The 15,141-nt window shown below is 57.0% G+C and carries 15 protein-coding genes; all 15 read left to right on the top strand.

Annotation, left to right across the window (positions count from 1 at the left end; all coding sequences use genetic code 11):
- Positions 1 to 360: 360 nt before the first annotated feature.
- The 15 genes from TH468_RS18220 (at position 361) to TH468_RS18290 (ending at position 15,126) form a co-directional block, all read left to right on the top strand.
- Positions 361 to 2,655 carry a bifunctional salicylyl-CoA 5-hydroxylase/oxidoreductase gene (locus TH468_RS18220; RefSeq protein WP_085646037.1) on the top strand — a complete coding sequence of 765 codons (2,295 nt, stop codon included), beginning with the start codon at positions 361 to 363 and terminating at the stop codon, positions 2,653 to 2,655.
- A gap of 3 nt (positions 2,656 to 2,658) precedes the next feature.
- Complete coding sequence (locus TH468_RS18225) at positions 2,659 to 3,417, top strand: SDR family NAD(P)-dependent oxidoreductase (RefSeq protein ID WP_085645979.1); 759 nt, start codon at positions 2,659 to 2,661, stop codon at positions 3,415 to 3,417.
- Positions 3,418 to 3,419: 2 nt separating this feature from the next.
- Entirely contained in the window at positions 3,420 to 3,911 is a 492-nt protein-coding gene (locus TH468_RS18230; RefSeq protein WP_240478889.1) for a MarR family winged helix-turn-helix transcriptional regulator, read from the top strand.
- Complete coding sequence (locus TH468_RS18235; RefSeq protein ID WP_082832698.1) at positions 3,904 to 4,716, top strand: enoyl-CoA hydratase family protein; 813 nt, start codon at positions 3,904 to 3,906, stop codon at positions 4,714 to 4,716. Before TH468_RS18230 ends, TH468_RS18235 begins: the two co-directional genes overlap by 8 nt.
- Positions 4,716 to 5,873, top strand: coding sequence for an acyl-CoA dehydrogenase family protein (locus tag TH468_RS18240; protein WP_085645980.1), 1,158 nt, complete (start codon positions 4,716 to 4,718; stop codon positions 5,871 to 5,873). The genes TH468_RS18235 and TH468_RS18240 overlap by 1 nt, the downstream gene beginning before the upstream one ends.
- Before the next feature lie 19 nt (positions 5,874 to 5,892).
- Positions 5,893 to 7,527, top strand: coding sequence for an AMP-binding protein (locus tag TH468_RS18245; RefSeq protein WP_085645981.1), 1,635 nt, complete (start codon positions 5,893 to 5,895; stop codon positions 7,525 to 7,527).
- Positions 7,524 to 8,717, top strand: a complete 1,194-nt coding sequence (kynU, locus tag TH468_RS18250; RefSeq protein WP_085645982.1) for a kynureninase — start codon at positions 7,524 to 7,526, stop codon at positions 8,715 to 8,717. Before TH468_RS18245 ends, kynU begins: the two co-directional genes overlap by 4 nt.
- The gene (gene kynA, locus TH468_RS18255) at positions 8,714 to 9,583 is read left to right on the top strand and encodes a tryptophan 2,3-dioxygenase (protein WP_139834761.1); all 870 of its coding nucleotides are present in this window, start codon (positions 8,714 to 8,716) and stop codon (positions 9,581 to 9,583) included. The genes kynU and kynA overlap by 4 nt, the downstream gene beginning before the upstream one ends.
- A gap of 132 nt (positions 9,584 to 9,715) precedes the next feature.
- Complete coding sequence (locus TH468_RS18260; protein ID WP_062953518.1) at positions 9,716 to 10,855, top strand: ABC transporter substrate-binding protein; 1,140 nt, start codon at positions 9,716 to 9,718, stop codon at positions 10,853 to 10,855.
- A 95-nt stretch (positions 10,856 to 10,950) separates the two neighbouring features.
- Complete coding sequence (locus tag TH468_RS18265; RefSeq protein WP_062953519.1) at positions 10,951 to 11,868, top strand: branched-chain amino acid ABC transporter permease; 918 nt, start codon at positions 10,951 to 10,953, stop codon at positions 11,866 to 11,868.
- 1 nt (position 11,869) lies between these two features.
- Positions 11,870 to 12,856, top strand: coding sequence for a branched-chain amino acid ABC transporter permease (locus tag TH468_RS18270; RefSeq protein ID WP_062953520.1), 987 nt, complete (start codon positions 11,870 to 11,872; stop codon positions 12,854 to 12,856).
- Positions 12,849 to 13,598 (top strand): ABC transporter ATP-binding protein, encoded by a 750-nt coding sequence (locus tag TH468_RS18275; RefSeq protein ID WP_085645983.1) that lies wholly within the window; start codon positions 12,849 to 12,851, stop codon positions 13,596 to 13,598. Before TH468_RS18270 ends, TH468_RS18275 begins: the two co-directional genes overlap by 8 nt.
- Before the next feature lie 2 nt (positions 13,599 to 13,600).
- A complete protein-coding gene (locus tag TH468_RS18280; RefSeq protein ID WP_063094840.1) occupies positions 13,601 to 14,290 on the top strand; it encodes an ABC transporter ATP-binding protein in 690 nt (229 codons plus the stop codon).
- Between the two features lies 1 nt (position 14,291).
- Positions 14,292 to 14,723 carry a thioesterase family protein gene (locus tag TH468_RS18285; RefSeq protein ID WP_085645984.1) on the top strand — a complete coding sequence of 144 codons (432 nt, stop codon included), beginning with the start codon at positions 14,292 to 14,294 and terminating at the stop codon, positions 14,721 to 14,723.
- Positions 14,716 to 15,126, top strand: a complete 411-nt coding sequence (locus TH468_RS18290) for a RidA family protein (protein WP_037992735.1) — start codon at positions 14,716 to 14,718, stop codon at positions 15,124 to 15,126. Before TH468_RS18285 ends, TH468_RS18290 begins: the two co-directional genes overlap by 8 nt.
- The last annotated feature ends 15 nt before the right edge of the window (positions 15,127 to 15,141 follow it).

Consider the following 15,141-nt stretch of genomic DNA (forward strand, 5'->3'; position numbering starts at 1 on the left):
GCCTATGAGCGCGCACGGAATTGCGCCGTTAACCGCTATACCAAAGCCAACTATTCCTATGGATGAGCCAAGAAGTAGCCCTAAGATCATTCCTAATATTATGAAAATAATTGTTTTTTTCACTTTATGCCCTAGCAGAAAGTCATAGATAGGCGGTTCAAGGATGGTGATCGCGACGAGTTCTGGTTGAAGCATCCAGTCGCAGGTGTCTTGGTATCTGTTTCTTGAGTTTAGGGAAAAATGGAGATATTTCAAACCCAAATATTTTATGCTTGAAATAAATGTCGGGCAGGCGTACCGTTTTTGAAGTTTCCCAAAACAACCGGGGCAAAGACCCCCATATCAAGAAGGGAAAATCAGGTGAGAATAGCTTGTTTGGGTGGCGGTCCTGCGGGGCTTTATTTTGCGATTTCGATGAAATTGCGTGATCCCGGCCATGAGGTCGTGGTGATCGAGCGTAACAAGCCCGATGACACGTTTGGCTGGGGCGTTGTCCTGTCGGACGAGACGCTGACCAATCTGGCGCAGAACGATGCCAAAAGTGCCGAGGCGATCCGGGCGCATTTTTCATATTGGGATGATGTTGCGGTTCTGTATCGCGGCGAAAAGACCGTATCGACCGGGCATGGTTTTTGTGGCATCGGGCGCAAGCAGCTTTTGATCCTGTTGCAGCAGCGCGCACGCGAGTTGGGTGTTGAGCTTCGGTTCGAGACCGAGGCCGAGAGTGCCGCGCATTATGCCAAGGAATTTGACCTTGTCGTCGCATCCGACGGGCTTAATTCCAAAACCCGCACCGAGTTTGCCGATAAATTCCAGCCCGATATCGATACGCGGAAATGCAAGTTTGTCTGGCTGGGCACGCATCAGAAATTCGATGATGCCTTTACCTTTATTTTCGAGAAAACCGACAAGGGCTGGGTCTGGGCGCACGCCTATCAGTTTGATGACAAGACCGCGACCTTTATCGTCGAATGTTCGCAAGCGACCTGGGAAGCCTATGGTTTCGGCGACATGACCAAGGAAGAGTCGATTGCCACCTGCGAGGAAATCTTCAAAGACCATCTTGGCGGTCATGCCCTTATCAGCAATGCGCATCATGTGCGCGGTTCGGCGTGGTTGAGCTTCCCCCGGGTTTTGTGCAAAACATGGTCGCATGAAAATATCGTCCTTATGGGCGATGCGGCGGCGACCGCGCATTTTTCCATCGGATCGGGGACCAAGCTTGCGCTTGAAAGCGCCATCGGGCTTGCCAATTACCTGCATTCCGAGGCCGACCTTCCATCCGCCTTTGCCAAATATGAAGACGAACGCCGGTTGGAGGTCTTGCGCCTGCAATCAGCGGCACGCAATTCGATGGAATGGTTCGAGGAGATCGAGCGGTATTTCCATTTCGATCCGGTGCAGTTTACCTATTCGCTTCTGACCCGATCGCAGCGCATCAGCCATGAGAACCTGCGTATGCGCGATGCCAAGTGGCTGAAAGATGCCGAAGGATGGTTCCAGCGCAAGGCGGGCATTCCGGCAAATGATGAAGTCCGTCACCCGATGTTCGTGCCGTTTACATTGCGCGACATGAAGCTTAAGAACCGCATCGTGGTGTCGCCGATGGCGCAGTACAAGGCGGTGGATGGCTGCCCGACCGACTGGCATCTGGTGCATTATGCCGAACGGGCCAAGGGTGGTGCGGGGCTGGTTTATACCGAAATGACGTGCGTTTCCGACACCGGCCGCATCACGCCGGGTTGCCCCGGTTTTTATGATCCGTCGCACGAAGCGGCATGGAAACGGATTACCGATTTCGTGCATTCCGAAACGGATGCCAAAATCTGTGCGCAGATCGGCCATTCCGGGCGCAAGGGTTCGACCCAGCTTGGCTGGGAGGAAATGGATGCGCCGCTGAAATCGGGTAACTGGCCGATCATGTCGGCATCCGATATTGCGTGGTCGGATCGCAACCAGACGCCAAAACCGATGACGCGCGATGACATGGATAGGGTGCGCGATCAGTTTGTTGCAGCCGCCGAAATGGCGGATCGGGCGGGCTTTGACATGATCGAGGTCCATGCAGCCCACGGGTATCTTCTGTCTTCGTTCATCAGCCCGGTCAGCAACAAGCGGGCGGATGAATATGGCGGGTCGCTTGAAAACCGGATGCGTTATCCGTTGGAAGTGATTGATGCGGTGCGTGCCGCATGGCCGACGCACAAGCCGTTATCGGTGCGTATTTCGGCCAATGACTGGGTCGGGGATGAGGGCGTGACACCCGAAGAAGCGGTTGAGATCGCCCGGATGTTGCAGGCTCATGATGTTGATATCTGTGACGTGTCGGCCGGTCAGACGACCAAGGCCGCACGCCCGGTTTATGGCCGCATGTTCCAGACGCCGTTTTCCGACCGGATCAGGAACGAAGCGCATATGGCAACCATGGCGGTTGGCAATATTTACGAGCCTGATCACGTCAATTCGATCCTGATGGCGGGACGGGCGGACCTTGTGTGCCTTGCGCGGCCGCATCTGGCCGATCCGTACTGGACGCTGCATGCGGCAGCCGGGCTTGGCAACCGGACGGAAAACTGGCCGGAACCATACCATGCAGGGCGTGATCAGATGTGGCGTCTGGCGGAACGATCCGACGTCATGACCGGGAAGGTGTAACCCATGGGAAACCTTGCCATCAGCACAGCATTGATTACCGGCGGCGGGACGGGTGTGGGGGCCGTGATGGCCCGTATGCTGGCCGATGCCGGGGGCAAGGTCGCGGTATCAGGCCGCAGGCCCGAGATGCTGGCCGAGGTGGCAAAACATCCCAATATCACCGCCATTCCCGCCGATGTGACGGATGAGGCATCGGTGCGTGCGATGTTTGGCACATTTTGCGATGTGATCGGCGCGCCCGATCTGGTGATTGCCAATGCGGGCATGGCCGAAAGCGCGCCATTTGGCAAAACATCCATCGACCTTTGGAAGCGCACGATGGATGTGAACCTTACGGGCACGTTTTTGACGTTCCGCGAAGGATTGAACGTGATGGATCGCGCCAGGCCGGGGCGGTTGATTTCGATTGCATCGACGGCGGGGCTTAAGGGCTATGCATATGTCACCGCCTATTGCGCGGCGAAACATGCGGTTATCGGGCTTGTCAAAAGCCTTGCGACCGAACTTGCATCAACGCCGATCACGGTCAATGCGGTTTGCCCCGGTTTCATGGAAACACCGATGCTTGAACAATCGGTTGCCAATATCGTTGCGAAAACCGGCATGAGTGCGGAAGACGCACGCGCAAGCCTTGCGAAGATCAATCCGCAGAACCGGTTCATCCAACCCGAAGAAGTGGCCGAGACCGTGATGTGGCTGGCAAGCAGCCAGGCCGCATCGATCACCGGACAGGCGATTTCGGTATCGGGAGGAGAGATATGAATATGGATAAGACAGTCCGCGATCCCGATATGCCGCACAATGAAACATCGGATATCTCAAAGGCGCGCCTTCGGGCGTGGCTGCAAATCCTGAAAGTGTCGCGCAAGATCGAGGGCGAACTTCGCGAGAAGATGCGCCTTGAATTCGGGTCCACCTTGCCGCGCTTTGACGTGATGGCCGCCCTTTACCGGTCCCGCGACGGGATGCGCATGAGCGAGCTTTCAAGTGCGCTTATGGTATCAAACGGCAATGTCACCGGCATTGTTGATCGTCTGGTGACAGAGGGGATGCTGGTCCGGGTGCCGGTTGAAAATGATCGCCGGGCATCGATCGTGCGCCTGACGGAAGCGGGCGAAAAGGATTTTGCCGAGCGGGCCCTTGTGCATGAAGGCTGGGTGTCCGAGCTGTTTTCCGATCTGTCGGCCCATGATGCCGATGCCCTGATCCGTATTCTTCGGACTGTTTATCATCATAACGAGGCGCACCATGACTAAGATGGCAAACATCACGCCAAAGCATTTCAACTGGCGCATGGAAGGCGACGTTGCGGTCATTTCGCTGGATCGGCCGGAACGCAAAAACCCGCTGACGTTCGAAAGTTATGCCGAGCTTCGCGATACGTTCCGTGATCTGGTTTATGCCGATGATATCAAGGCGGTGGTGTTTGGATCGAACGGTGGCAATTTCTGTTCGGGTGGGGATGTGCACGACATTATCGGCCCGCTGATCGACAAGGACATGAAGGGGCTTCTGGAATTTACCCGCATGACCGGCGATCTGGTCAAGGCGATCATTGGCTGTGGCAAGCCGGTGATTGCAGCGGTGGATGGCATTTGCGTTGGTGCGGGGGCGATCATTGCCATGGCATCCGATTTGCGCATTGCGACCCCGGTATCGAAAACGGCGTTTCTGTTTACCCGTGTCGGGCTTGCGGGCTGTGACATGGGGGCATGTGCGATCCTGCCGCGTATCATCGGGCAGGGCCGGGCGGCCGAGCTTTTATATACGGGCCGTTCGATGTCGGCCGATGAGGGCGAGCGGTGGGGCTTTTATAACCGGCTGGTCGAGGGGGACGTTCTGGAGGCCGAGGCGATTGCGCTTGCAACCCGGATTTCCGAAGGCCCGAATTTCGGTCACATGATGACGAAAACCATGCTGGCGCAGGAATGGAATATGGGGATCGAACAGGCGATTGAGGCCGAAGCACAGGCGCAGGCAATCTGCATGCAGACCGAGGATTTCAATCGCGCCTATAAGGCATTTGTCGCCAAGGAAAAACCGGTGTTCGAGGGGAACTGATGGCTGATACGTCCTATCTTGACTGGCCGTTTTTCGAAGACCGGCACCGCGACCTTGCCGCACGGCTTGATGCGTGGGCGGCGGCCAATCTTGACGGTATTGATCATCATGATGTCGATGCGGCGTGCCGCGATCTGGTGGCGCGGCTTAACGATGGCGGGTGGCTGAAACATGCCGCCATTGACCCCGAAATTGATGGCGCAAAACTTGATGTCCGGTCGCTTTGCCTGATCCGGGAGACGCTGGCGCGTTATGATGGGCTGGCCGATTTTGCCTTTGCCATGCAGGGGCTTGGCAGCGGGGCGATTTCGCTGTTTGGCACCAGGGCGCAGCGCGCAGAGATCCTGCCGAAAGTCCGGTCCGGCAAGGCGATTGCCGCCTTTGCTCTGACCGAACCGCAATCGGGATCGGACGTTGCCAATATCGCGCTGGAAGCCCGTGCGGATGGCAGCGATTTCGTCCTGAGTGGCGAGAAAACCTGGATTTCCAATGGCGGGATTGCTGATTTTTATTGCGTCTTTGCCCGCACCGGCGAGGCACCGGGGGCCAAGGGGCTTTCGTCGTTTCTGGTACCCGCCAACACACCGGGCCTTTCGATTGCCGAGCGGCTTGAAACCATTGCGCCGCATCCGTTGGCGCGGTTGAAATTTGATGATTGCCGTATTCCGGCGACCGCGCTCATTGGCTTGCCCGGCGAAGGGTTCAAGATCGCGATGTCGGTTCTGGACGTGTTCCGGTCGACTGTTGCCGCCGCCGCACTCGGCTTTGCCCGTCGTGCGTTGGACGAAACCATTAATCGCGTTCAGTCCCGCGAATTGTTTGGCGCGCCGCTTTTTGATTTGCAGATGGTGCAGGGGCATGTGGCCGACATGGCGCTTGATGTCGATGCCAGTGCGCTTCTGGTGTATCGCGCCGCGTGGCTTAAGGATAGCGGGGCCGCACGGGTGTCGCGCGAGGCCGCAATGGCAAAACTTTATTCAACCGATCATGCCCAAACCGTCATCGACAAGGCGGTACAAATACATGGCGGCGATGGTGTGCGTTCTGGTCACATCGTTGAAACGCTGTATCGGGAAATTCGCGCCCTTCGGATTTATGAAGGCGCGTCAGACGTCCAAAAAATAATCATTGCACGGCAAACGCTGGCACAAAAATAGCTGTATCAGGGGCTTAACCATGTCGCACGTTCTGGGTCCGACCGCACATAGCGATACGTTCGCAAGGGACAATCTTCCACCGGTCGAAAGTTGGCCGGTCTTTAACCTCGAAAAGTTTCAGTATCCCGAATATCTCAATGCCGGGGTCGAGCTGACCGACCGGATGGTCGAACAGGGATTTGGCGATAATACCGCCCTGATCGGCAATGGCCGCCAGCGGACATACAAGGAATTATCCGACTGGACCAACCGCATTGCCCATGCGCTGGCCGAGGATTATGGCGTCAAGCCCGGCAACCGGATTTTGATCCGGTCGGCCAATAATCCGGCTATGGTGGCCTGCTGGCTGGCCGCGACCAAGGCGGGGGCGGTTGTCGTCAATACCATGCCGATGCTGCGTGCCGGTGAACTGGCGCAGATCGTTGACAAGGCCGAGATCGAATTTGCCCTTTGCGATACGCGGCTGATGGATGAGCTGGTGGCGTGTGCCAAGGACAGCAAATTCCTTAAGAAAGTCATCGGCTTTGACGGTACGGCCAATCATGACGCGGAGCTTGATCGCATCGCACTGACCAAATCGGTGAAATATGAGGCGGTCAAGACCGGGCGCGATGATGTGGCGTTGCTGGGTTTCACATCGGGAACGACGGGGGAGCCAAAGGCCACCATGCATTTCCATCGTGATCTTCTGATCATTGCCGATGGTTATGCCAAGGAAGTCCTGAATGTGACGCCCGATGACGTGTTTGTCGGATCGCCGCCGCTTGCCTTTACCTTTGGGCTTGGCGGGTTGGCCGTTTTCCCGTTGCGCTTCGGGGCAACCGCGACGTTGCTTGAAAAGGCATCGCCGCCCAACATGATCGAGATTATCGAAACCTATAAGGCAACCGTGTGCTTTACCGCGCCGACGGCGTATCGGGCGATGCTGGCCGCGATGGAAGACGGGGCGGATTTATCGTCGCTGCGCGCTGCGGTTTCGGCGGGCGAGACATTGCCCGCACCGGTTTACAAGGCATGGATGGAAAAGACCGGCAAGCCGATGCTGGACGGGATTGGCGCGACCGAGATGCTGCATATCTTTATTTCCAACCGGTTTGGCGACAGTCATCCGGCCTGCACCGGGCGACCGGTGGGCGGATATGAAGCCCGGATCGTTGATGATGAAATGAACGAATTGCCGGTTGGCACGATTGGCAAGCTTGCGGTGCGCGGGCCGACCGGGTGCCGGTATCTGGCCGATGATCGGCAGCATGGCTATGTGCGTGATGGCTGGAACCTGACGGGGGATGCGTTTTTTGTCGATAGCGACGGCTATTTCCATTTTGCCGCGCGTAATGACGATATGATCGTCTCGTCGGGCTATAACATTGCCGGTCCTGAAGTCGAGGCAGCGTTGCTGGCGCACCCGGATGTGGCGGAATGTGCGGTGGTGGCGGCTGCTGACGAGGAACGCGGTTATATCGTGCAGGCGCATGTGGTATTGACCCCGAATGCCAATCCGTCACCCGAAATGGCGAAGCTTTTGCAGGATCATGTCAAGGCGACGATTGCACCTTATAAATATCCGCGTTCGATCCTGTTTATCGACGCGTTACCGAAAACCGCGACTGGAAAAATCCAGCGATTCCGCCTGAAACAGGAAATGTCTGCATGATTGACTTTGCCGCCACCAAAGCCTTGTTCCATATCCCTGACGGGGTGATTTACCTTGATGGTAATTCATTGGGCGCGATGCCGAAAACGGCGGCCGCGCGCGCCAAATCCATGATCAGTGACGAATGGGGCGAGATGCTTATTCGCGGCTGGAATGATGCCGGGTGGATGGAGCAGCCCAAACGCGTTGGCGATCTGGTCGCGCGTCTGATCGGGGCGGCGCCGGGTACGGTAGTGATGGGCGATACTTTGTCGATCAAGGTTTATCAGGCGCTTGCCAGTGCGCTTGAAATGAACCCGGATCGTAAGGTGGTGGTTTCCGACAATGGCAATTTCCCGACCGACCTTTATATCGCCGATGGGCTGATCAAAAGCCTTGATAAGGGCCATGTGCTTAAGACGCCAAACCCGGAAGATGTCGAAAGCCTGATCAACGAGGACTTGGCGGTTTTGATGTTGACCCATGTCGATTACCGCACCGGGCGGATGTATGACATGAAACGGATCACGAAGCTGGCCCATGATGCGGGCGCGATTGTGATCTGGGATTTGGCGCATTCGGCGGGGGCGGTTCCGGTCGACCTTGCGGGATGTGAGGCCGATTTTGCGGTCGGTTGTACCTATAAATACCTTAACGGTGGCCCCGGTGCGCCGGCATTTATTTATGTCCGGCCCGATCATGCGAAGACCGTGCGCCCGGCATTGTCGGGATGGCTTGGTCATGCGGCCCCGTTTGCCTTTGACCTTGAATACAGCCCGGCACCCGATGTTTCGCGGATGCGGGTCGGCACGCCACCGGTCATTCAGATGACGGTTCTGGAAGAAGCGATGAAGGCGTGGGATGGGGTCGAGATGGCCGATATCCGGGCGCGCAGCATCGAGCTTTGCGAGCAGTTCATCGCCGGGGTCGAGGCAAGCTGCCCGATGCTGGAACTGGCAAGCCCGCGGGATGCGACCCTGCGCGGATCGCAGGTATCGTTCAGGTTTGAAGATGGCTATGCGGTGATGCAGGCCTTGATTGCGCGCGGCGTGATTGGTGATTTCAGGGCACCCGATATCATCCGGTTCGGCTTTACCCCGCTTTATATCGACAACAATGATGTTGATGGCGCGGTGAAGATTCTGGCCGAGATCATGGAAACGCGGGCCTGGGACAAGCCGGAATTCCACAAAAGGAATGCCGTGACATGAGCGATAAAGCCAAAAATAACGGCTGCCCGATGAACCAGCCCTATGACCCCAGCACCGAGGGTGCGCGCACCGATTTTTCCGATCAGATGTCGTATGGCGATTATCTGGCGCTTGATGCGGTATTAACAGCCCAGCACCCATTGACCGATGCGCAGGATGAATTGCTGTTCATCATTCAGCATCAGACATCCGAATTGTGGATGAAGCTTGCGATCCGGGAAATTACCGCCGCACGTGATGCCATCCGCGAAGGTCGCCTGCAACCGGCATTCAAGATGCTGGCGCGGGTATCGCGCATATTCGAGCAATTGAACAATGCGTGGGACGTTTTGCGGACCATGACGCCCAGCGACTATACGACGTTTCGCGATGCGCTGGGCCCGTCGTCGGGTTTCCAGTCATATCAGTATCGCCAGATCGAATTCATGCTGGGCAATCGGAACCATGCGATGTTGCGCCCGCATGCGCACCGTGACGACATTACCGAGATGCTGAAGGCCGAACTGGCAACGCCCAGCCTTTATGACGAGGCGCTGGCGCTTTTGGCGCGCGAGGGGATTGCGGTGCCAGACGAGGTTTTATCACGTGATGTCAGCGCGCCATACGCGGCACATGACGATGTGATTGCGGCGTGGCATGCGGTTTACAGCGCGCCTGAAAAGCATTGGCCGCTTTATGAGCTGGCCGAGAAGCTGGTGGATTTTGAGGATTATTTCCGGCGTTGGCGGTTCAACCATGTGACCACGGTGGAGCGCGTCATTGGCTTCAAACGCGGGACCGGGGGGACCGGCGGGGTGAGTTACCTTAAAAAAATGCTGGAAGTTGAACTGTTTCCGGAACTCTGGCGGGTGCGAACCACGCTTTGAGGATGGACGGGCCTGATGGAACACTGCAAAATCAGGGGCAGGCATCAGGTCGATAAGTCCGTGACAAAAAACAACAAAGTCACGGAATGCCGATGTTGCTGAGTAGATAAAAACATAAACACGGAGGCTTTAATGAAGGGCACTAAGACGACAATCGCAGCTTTGGCTGCGCTTTTGATGGCGGGGGCGGCACAGGCCGAGCCGGTCAAGGTTGGCATGATCACGACCCTTTCGGGTGGCGGTGCGGGGCTTGGCATCGACGCGCGCGATGGTTTCATGCTGGCGGTCAAGCAGGCCAATAACCCGGACCTGACGGTTGTGATCGAAGACGATCAGCAGAAACCCGATATCGCGGTTCAGCTTGCCGATAAAATGATCCAGAGCGAGAAGGTCGATGTCCTGACCGGTATTATCTGGTCGAACCTGGCGATGGCGGTGGTGCCGTCGGCGGTGGCACAGGACAAGTTTTATCTTTCGGTCAATGCCGCACCGTCGCAATTGGCGGGCAAGGGCTGCAACAAGAATTACTTCAGCGTTTCGTACCAGAACGACAATTTGCATGAAGCCGCAGGCGGTTATGCGACCAGTGCCGGTTACGAGAAAACCTTTGTGATGGCGCCGAACTATCCGGCAGGCAAGGATTCCATCGCCGGTTTCAAGCGTTTCTATCTGGGGGATGTATCGGGCGAGGTTTACACCAAGCTTGGCCAGACCGACTATGCCGCCGAAATCGCACAGATTCGTGCATCGGGTGCGGATAGCGTGTTCTTCTTCCTGCCGGGCGGCATGGGCATTGCGTTCATGAAACAGTATGCCCAGTCGGGTGTGGATATTCCGCTGATCGGTCCGGCATTCTCGCTGGATCAGGGCATTCTGGGCGCGATTGGCGATGCGGCGATTGGCATCAAAAATACCGCCAACTGGTCCAAGGACATCGACAACGACACCAACAAGGCGTTTGTCGAAACCTTCCAGGCGGAATATGGCCGCCTGCCGTCGATCTATGCGTCATATGGCTTTGACACCGCCAATCTGTTGCTGTCGGCAATGGGCAAGGCAGACGTCAAGGATGCCGACGCATTCCGTGATGCGCTGCGTGCGGCGGACTTCAATTCCGTCCGTGGCAAATTCATCTTTGGCCCGAACCAGCATCCGATCCAGGACATTTATGTCCGTGAAGTGGTGAAGGAAGGCGACGTTCTGACCAACAAGATCATTGGCACAGCCCTTATCGATCATGCCGATGCCTATGCATCGGAATGTGCGATGTAACGACGAAGTCTGTTTCATAGACTGGCAAGTTCGGCGGGCATTCGTGCCCGGTTTCCGGGGCTGATGCCCGCCATCTTGCGACGGAGTTTTCCTTTATGTTTTCTTTATTTCTGGAGCAGCTTCTGAACGGCCTTCAGTCGGGGGTCATGCTGTTTCTGATGGCATCGGGTCTGACGCTTGTTTTTGGTGTCATGGGGCTGATCAATCTGGCGCACGGGTCGCTTTATATGGTGGGCGCGTTTGCGTGCGCGGCCGTGGCAGCATGGACCGGTTCATTCTGGCTGGGGCTTGTCGCGAGTTTGATGGCGGCCGCCCTTGCGGGGGCGCTGGTCGAGATGCTGGTGATCCGCAGGCTTTATAAACGTGATCACCTTGATCAGGTGCTGGCGACATTTGCGCTTATTCTTATTTTTTCCGAAGGCACCCGGTGGATTTTCGGGTCTTTCCCGCTGTTTTTAAATGTCCCCGAAGCCCTTTCTGGCACGGTGACGATGCCCGGTGGATCGGAATATCCGATTTTCCGGCTGGCGATTATTGTTGCCGGTCTGATCGTGGCGGCGGGTCTTTTTGCCCTGATTGGCAAGACGCGACTTGGCACGCGCATTCGCGCCGGTGAAGCCGACCGCGAAATGATTGCGGCACTGGGGATCAATATCGACCGGCTTTACACGGTTGTTTTCGCCCTTGGCGCGGCCTTGGCCGGGTTGGCGGGTGCGTTTGTCGGCACGACGCAATCGGTACAGGTCGGCATGGGCGAACCGGTTCTGATTTTGGCATTCGTTGTTATCGTGATTGGCGGGATCGGGTCGATCAAGGGGGCGTTGATCGGATCGCTTCTGGTTGGTTTTACCGACACGATGGGGCGGTTTTTATTGCCCATCGGGTTCGAGGCATTTTTCGATCCGGCAAGTGCGACGGCGATTGGGTCGGCCCTTGCATCGATGCTGATTTATATCGTTATGGCGCTGGTGCTTTTCCTGCGGCCAAGCGGTTTGTTCGGGACGGAAGCCTGATATGAGCATGAACCGCGAAACCATCCTTAATATCGTTCTGGCGGCGTTGCTGATTGCGGTGCCGGTGATCGCACAGATCATGGGCGAGCCGTTTATCATTACCCTTGCGACCAAGGTTGCGATCCTTGGCATGGCGGGGGTCGGGCTTAACATCGCACTTGGCTATGGCGGGCTTGTATCATTTGGCCATGCGGCGTTTTTCGGGATCGGGGGCTATGCCGCCGGTATCCTTGCCAGCCATGCGCTGAATTACGAGCCGATCATGACGGCACCGTTTGAAATCAACGGTACGACACAGATGATTGTCATCTGGATCGTGGCCTTGATCGCATCGGCTTTGGTGGCGCTTCTGATCGGGGCGATCACGCTTCGGACTAGCGGGGTCTATTTCATCATGATCACGCTGGCCTTTGCGCAGATGATCTATTATTTCGCGATTTCCTGGCCGGCCTATGGCGGGGAAGACGGGCTTTCGATTTATGTGCGCAACAGTTTCCCGGGCCTGAACACGCTTGATCCGATCAGCTTCTTTGCGCTGTGTGCCGCGATGCTGGGTGTTGCGATTGCGTTTTCAGCCGTTCTGATCCGGTCGCGGTTTGGTTTGGCCCTGCATGGGGCGCGGCAAAACAGCCAGCGCATGATGGCGATTGGCATTGCGCCGTTCCGTGTGCGGCTGGTGGCGTTTGTGATTTCGGCGATGATTACCGCATGGGCCGGTGCGCTTTATGCCGATCTGAACCGGTTTGTCAGCCCGTCGATGCTGTCATGGCATATGTCGGGTGAAATCATGGTGTTTGTCATTCTTGGCGGGGTCGGGCGGCTGTTTGGTCCGGTTGCGGGAGCGGCACTTTACATCATTCTGGAACATCTTCTGGGCGGCATGTTTGAATATTGGCAATTGCCGCTGGGTATTCTGTTGCTGGTGGTGGTGCTGTTTGCACGCGGTGGCCTGATCGGCCTTCTGGCGGGGGAGCGCAAACATGCCTGAAGCCATTCTTTCACTATCCAATGTCACCAAGCAGTTTGGCGCGTTGCTGGCGAGTGACAATGTGTCGCTGGACCTTATGCCCGGTGAAATCCATGCCCTGATCGGGCCGAACGGGGCGGGGAAATCCACCCTGATCAAGCAGATCGCGGGCGAGATCAAATCCGATAGTGGTGACATCCGCTTTGCCGGGCGTGATATCGGTGATCTGGATGCGGTGGAGCGATCCCGCATGGGGTTGGCGCGGACATTTCAGGTGTCGTCGCTTATGCCGGAATTCTCTGTGCTTCAGAACGTCGTTTTGGCGCAGCAATCGGTCAGCGGGAAAATCTTCCGGTTTTTCAAGCCGGTTCTAAGCGATGCGTCGCTTCTGGAACCGGCGATGGCGCAACTGGAGCGGGTTGGCCTTGCCGACCGGGCCCAGATGCGGGCCGCTGACATATCGCACGGCGAACGTCGGCAGCTTGAAATGGCGGTTGCGTTGGCGCTTAAGCCGCGTGCCTTCTTGCTGGATGAGCCGATGGCGGGCATGGGGCCGGAAGGATCGAAACGCCTGACCGGGTTCCTTGACGGATTGCGGGCAGAAGCGCCGATCCTTCTGGTCGAACATGATATGGACGCGGTTTTTGCGCTCGCCGACCGGATTTCGGTTCTGGTTTATGGGCGGGTGATTGCGACCGGCACGGTTGACGATATTCGTGGCAATGAAGACGTCAAGCGGGCGTACTTGGGGGAGGAAGCCTGATCATGAGCGCACTTCTGGAAGTATCAGGCATCACCGCATTTTATGGTGCGTCGCAGGCATTGTTTGGCGTCGATCTGATCGTGAATGAGGGCGAGGCGGTTGCGCTTATGGGGCGCAACGGCATGGGCAAGACCACGACGATCAAGACCATCTGCCGGATGATGAGCCACCGGGATGGCGAGGTCCGCTTTGCTGATACCGACCTTGCAAAACTGCCATCGCATAAGGCAGCCCGGCTTGGCATCGGGCTTGTCCCCGAAGGGCGGCGGTGCTTTGCGCGGTTAAGCGTGATGGAAAACCTGATGGCGGCGGCACGCGCCGGGGAATGGGATTTTGACCGGGTGGCGGACCTGTTCCCGCGGCTTGCCGAGCGGCGCGATCAGAAGGCGATGACGCTTTCGGGTGGGGAGCAGCAGATGCTGGCCATCGGTCGCGCATTGATGACCAACCCAAGGCTTCTGATCCTTGATGAAGCGACCGAGGGGCTGGCACCGGTGGTGCGGCAGGAGATTTGGGCTGCGATCAACCGGTTGAAACAATCGGGCCTTTCGATCCTTGTCGTCGACAAGTCGCTTAAAGAATTATCGGGCGTTGCGGACCGTTATGTGGTGGTCGAAAAGGGCGTTACCGCATGGACGGGGGCGGTCGGTGATTTGACCGACGACCTTGCCGACCGGTATCTGGGGGTGTGAGATGACGACATTCACCTACGCCCAGAAAGTTCTGTTTCAGCATTGCGACCCGGCGGGGATCGTTTTTTATCCGCGCTATTTCGAAATGATCAATGCGACAGTCGAAGAATGGTTTGAAGCCCGGATCGGGTTCAGCTTTGCGCAGATGCATGGTGTGGACGAGGTGGCGGTGCCGACCGCAGGGCTTCAGATCAGTTTTACCGCGCCAAGCCGCCTTGGCGAGATGCTGGAATTCCGGTTGGTGCCCAAACGGTTGGGGCGATCAAGCCTTGATCTTGAAATCACGGCTGTCTGTGGCGACGAGCAACGCCTTTCGATGACAGCGACGCTGGTGTTTACCAGAAAGGGTGCCGGGAAATCGGTGCCGTGGCCCGATGATTTGCGTGCCAAAATCGACAACGAAATCAATGAAATGGTAGAAAAAGATGCATAAAATCATTCAGCCAGACGGATGGAAACCGCCCAAGGGTTACGCAAATGGTGTCTTGGCCGACGGGGTGCCGCTTTATATCGGCGGGCAGATCGGCTGGAACGCTGATCAGGTCTTTGTCGCCAAGGATTTCGTCGGTCAGATGGAACAGGCGCTGCGCAATATTGTCGATGTGCTGGAGGCCGCCGGTGGCGGGCCGGAGCATCTGACACGGCTGACATGGTATGTGGTCGACAAGAAGGAATATCTTGCGAAACAGCGCGAGGTCGGCGAGGCCTATCGCCGCGTGCTTGGCAAGAATTTCCCGGCGATGACGATGGTTGTGGTAAGCGCCCTTGTCGAAGACGAAGCCCTGATCGAGATCGAGGCAACCGCATCGATCCCGGCAGATAGAAACGCGGCCTGAAACGCAAAACCCCGG

It is taken from the genome of Thalassospira sp. MCCC 1A03138 (assembly GCF_002115785.1).
In the GTDB taxonomy this organism is placed as follows: Bacteria; Pseudomonadota; Alphaproteobacteria; order Rhodospirillales; family Thalassospiraceae; genus Thalassospira.

Excerpts from the sequence above, each read along its gene's own strand:
- TH468_RS18225 (WP_085645979.1), top strand. The coding sequence starts at position 2,659 with ATGGGAAACCTTGCCATCAGCACAGCATTGATTACCGGCGGCGGGACG.
- TH468_RS18230 (WP_240478889.1), top strand. The coding sequence starts at position 3,420 with ATGGATAAGACAGTCCGCGATCCCGATATGCCGCACAATGAAACATCG.
- TH468_RS18235 (WP_082832698.1), top strand. The coding sequence starts at position 3,904 with ATGACTAAGATGGCAAACATCACGCCAAAGCATTTCAACTGGCGCATG.
- TH468_RS18240 (WP_085645980.1), top strand. The coding sequence starts at position 4,716 with ATGGCTGATACGTCCTATCTTGACTGGCCGTTTTTCGAAGACCGGCAC.
- TH468_RS18245 (WP_085645981.1), top strand. The coding sequence starts at position 5,893 with ATGTCGCACGTTCTGGGTCCGACCGCACATAGCGATACGTTCGCAAGG.
- kynU (WP_085645982.1), top strand. The coding sequence starts at position 7,524 with ATGATTGACTTTGCCGCCACCAAAGCCTTGTTCCATATCCCTGACGGG.
- kynA (WP_139834761.1), top strand. The coding sequence starts at position 8,714 with ATGAGCGATAAAGCCAAAAATAACGGCTGCCCGATGAACCAGCCCTAT.
- TH468_RS18260 (WP_062953518.1), top strand. The coding sequence starts at position 9,716 with ATGAAGGGCACTAAGACGACAATCGCAGCTTTGGCTGCGCTTTTGATG.
- TH468_RS18265 (WP_062953519.1), top strand. The coding sequence starts at position 10,951 with ATGTTTTCTTTATTTCTGGAGCAGCTTCTGAACGGCCTTCAGTCGGGG.
- TH468_RS18270 (WP_062953520.1), top strand. The coding sequence starts at position 11,870 with ATGAGCATGAACCGCGAAACCATCCTTAATATCGTTCTGGCGGCGTTG.
- TH468_RS18275 (WP_085645983.1), top strand. The coding sequence starts at position 12,849 with ATGCCTGAAGCCATTCTTTCACTATCCAATGTCACCAAGCAGTTTGGC.
- TH468_RS18280 (WP_063094840.1), top strand. The coding sequence starts at position 13,601 with ATGAGCGCACTTCTGGAAGTATCAGGCATCACCGCATTTTATGGTGCG.
- TH468_RS18285 (WP_085645984.1), top strand. The coding sequence starts at position 14,292 with ATGACGACATTCACCTACGCCCAGAAAGTTCTGTTTCAGCATTGCGAC.
- TH468_RS18290 (WP_037992735.1), top strand. The coding sequence starts at position 14,716 with ATGCATAAAATCATTCAGCCAGACGGATGGAAACCGCCCAAGGGTTAC.